The sequence below is a fragment of the Psychrobacter sp. genome, assembly GCF_035469765.1.
In the GTDB taxonomy this organism is placed as follows: Bacteria; Pseudomonadota; Gammaproteobacteria; order Pseudomonadales; family Moraxellaceae; genus Psychrobacter.
In genome coordinates this window covers 1-3,117 of sequence record NZ_DATIRM010000038.1, presented here as the reverse complement: position 1 = coordinate 3,117, position 3,117 = coordinate 1, and the positions used below count along the sequence as shown (strand labels likewise).

Below are 3,117 nucleotides of genomic sequence, written 5' to 3'. Positions count from 1 at the left end.
GGGGCGTGAACTTTTTTGCGGATTGATATGACCAGCGACTGAGGTGCCGCCGCCAAAAGGAATGACAATAAGATCATACTCGCTTGCTAGTTTTAATAAGGTTTCGATATCAGCGGTCGATTCAGGGAAAGCGATGCCATCAGGAAAGACTTCAAAGTCGCCACCATGCATGGCTATCCAGTCGGGAAAGCTTTGACCGCGAGCATGTCTGAGTCTAACTTCTTTATCGATAGAGACGATATCAAGCTCAGTGATGGTAGCAGGTAAGCGTGATTTTGGTACGGTTTTGAGCACCTTTTGTAAGCTAACAGAAGAGAGTTTTTTGGTTTTTCCGATATGCGATTTAATCAATTTTGCGCCATGTGGCGAGACTTTTTTATTGATACTAACATTGCCCCAACCATTCCAGCGCGTCTGTTCTATAGGTATATTGACGGGTGTAATGACAGACATATTGCTTTTTGAGCCAGTATCTAAACGGTTAGTATCAATAGCAGAGTTCACTACCGCAGAGGCAGATTTAGTCGTTTTACGCATAAGAGATTTAATTTTGCTCATAGTGGAGTTAACCTATCTATTTATAATCACGGTTTGAGTGTCGCTACTGTGGCTATCTAATTGTCCATAATTAGGCAATGATGGCATACTTCTTTATCGAATTAGCATATCACAAACTATCTGATTATTTGATACATACTAAACATTAGTAAGATAAGTTAAAAATAGTCACCAATAAACGCATATCTAACCGCCATCAATGCGCCTAAACTTGTTAAAATAGCGTACCAATTTATTTATTGATGGACACCCATTTATGACAACCGCCACTACGCCAAGCGCTGCCACTCCCGCAATGCCTATTATAAAAGCAGACCGCATCTTAATTCTCGATTTTGGCTCGCAGTACAGCCAGCTTATCGCCCGCCGTGTACGTGATTCAGGCGTATTCTGTGAGATGTTCCCATACGATATCGACACCCAGCGCATCATTGATTTTGGCGCAAAAGGTATTATCTTATCTGGTGGTCCTGAGAGCGTCCATGCTGATAACAGCCCACGCATTAATGATGCTGTATTTGAGCTTGGCGTACCTGTACTTGGTATCTGCTACGGTATGCAAGCGATGGCAGAACGCTTCGGTGGTAAAGTTCATGCCAGTGATATCCATGAGTTTGGCGCGGCAACCATCAATATCGATGGTAAATCGATGCTAACCGATGGCATTGAAGATGCTGCAGCTAAGTTAAATGTCTGGATGAGTCATGGCGATAAAGTGGTCGATGCCCCACAAGGCTTCGATATCGTCGCCAGTACGCCAAGCTGCCCGATTGCTATTATGGCTGATGATTCGCGCCATTATTATGGTCTCCAGTTCCATCCTGAAGTTACGCATACCTTGCAAGGTGAGGCATTACTAGGACGTTTCGTCCATAAGATCTGTGGCTGCGCGGGTAACTGGACGCCTGATAACATCATCGATATGCGTATTGAACAGCTGAAAAAGCAAATCGGTGACAAGCAAGTATTGTTAGGTTTGTCAGGTGGCGTAGATAGCTCAGTCGTCGCGGCATTATTGCATAAAGCCATCGGCGACCAATTAACTTGTGTATTTGTCGATACTGGTCTGCTCCGTCTGCATGAAGGCGACCAAGTGATGCAAATTTTCGCAGAAAACATGGGCGTAAAAGTGATTCGTGTTGATGCTGAAGAGTTATTCTTAACGGCATTGGCTGGCGAGTCTGACCCTGAAGCCAAGCGTAAAATCATCGGTAAAACCTTTATCGATGTATTTGCTAATAGTGCTCGTGAAGTGAGTGAGCAAAGTGATGGTAAAGTCATCGAATTCTTGGCGCAAGGTACGATTTATCCGGACGTGATTGAATCTGCTAAGTCGCATCAAGGTAAAGCCCATGTCATTAAGAGCCATCATAACGTTGGTGGTTTGCCAGATGATTTGGCGTTTGAATTGGTTGAGCCGTTACGTGATTTGTTTAAAGATGAAGTGCGTAAGCTGGGTATCACCCTTGGCTTGCCTGCGAAGATGATCAACCGTCATCCGTTCCCAGGACCAGGTTTGGGCGTGCGTATCTTGGGCGAAGTGACCAAAGAGTTTGCTGATATCCTGCGTTCTGCTGATGCGATCTTTATGGAAGAGCTTGAGCGTTCAGGATGGTATGAGAAGACCGCGCAAGCATTTGCGGTATTCCAACCGATCAAATCGGTCGGCGTGGTCGGTGATGCTCGCCGCTATGCGTGGGTAATTGCGCTACGTGCGGTTGAGACTGTGGACTTTATGACCGCGCGCTTTGCGCATCTGCCATATGATTTGATTGAGACGGTATCGAATCGCATCATGAATGAAATCGCTGAGGTGTCACGCGTGACTTATGATGTGTCAAGCAAGCCACCTGCGACGATTGAGTGGGAATAATCTCTACTTAGTTTGAAAACTATAAAGGAGTAACAGATTATGAAACTGATTCACGTAGGACAAAACGAGTGGATGTTTGAAGATGACGCTAGCAATAAGTTGGGTGATAATAGATCAAATGCGCTTGGCGCTGGTAGGACTCTTAATATTAAAGTAAAAGCCTTTGTGGATGCCGAGGTGAAAAAGGGTCGTGATATCAATGACGTTATGAATGAGGTCATGGAAAAGTTTCAAGACGAGATTATGAAAGACTTTGATGAACAGCCACCTACCTCATTCCAAGTCATTCAAATGACTTTGCAGAGTGATGGTTATGAAGCGGCACGCGATGTGGCACAGTTTTTAGTTTTAGAAAATCTAGATGATCCAGATGCTTATTTTAACTTAGCGTTTTTGTGCGAAGAGTACGGTGATAGCTTTTTAGCATTGCTCAGCAGTCGTGAATGCATGCGCTTGTATCTAAAATATTTTCCCTCAAAATTTGACTGGCAAAAAAGTAAGCTGCCTTGGGGAATTATGGAGAATCGTCCCTTTTTACGCGCTTTGTTTCAGTTAGCCAATGTCTATGCCGATAATATGTGTTTTGAGCAGGCGTGTGAACAGGGAGAAAAGCTAATACAAGTTTGCCCTAATGATAATTTAGGCATTCGTGAATGGTTGGTGGAGTGGTATATGTTCACTGAAGA

At 44.1% G+C, this 3,117-nt stretch carries 2 protein-coding genes and 1 pseudogene; 2 read left to right on the top strand and 1 reads right to left on the bottom strand.

Annotated features, from left to right (window positions below):
- Positions 1–558 (bottom strand): FAD-binding oxidoreductase (locus VLN09_RS00940; protein WP_414709063.1); only part of this gene is annotated, 558 nt, incomplete at its 3' end.
- 295 nt (positions 559–853) lie between these two features.
- On the opposite strand from VLN09_RS00940, the gene guaA reads away from it, so the two are divergent.
- Both guaA and VLN09_RS00930 read left to right on the top strand, forming a co-directional pair.
- On the top strand, positions 854–2,431 hold the full coding sequence (gene guaA / locus VLN09_RS00935; RefSeq protein ID WP_325243218.1) for a glutamine-hydrolyzing GMP synthase: 1,578 nt from the start codon (positions 854–856) through the stop codon (positions 2,429–2,431).
- A 39-nt stretch (positions 2,432–2,470) separates the two neighbouring features.
- Positions 2,471–3,117 (top strand): annotated as a pseudogene (locus VLN09_RS00930) (hypothetical protein); the annotation flags it as partial.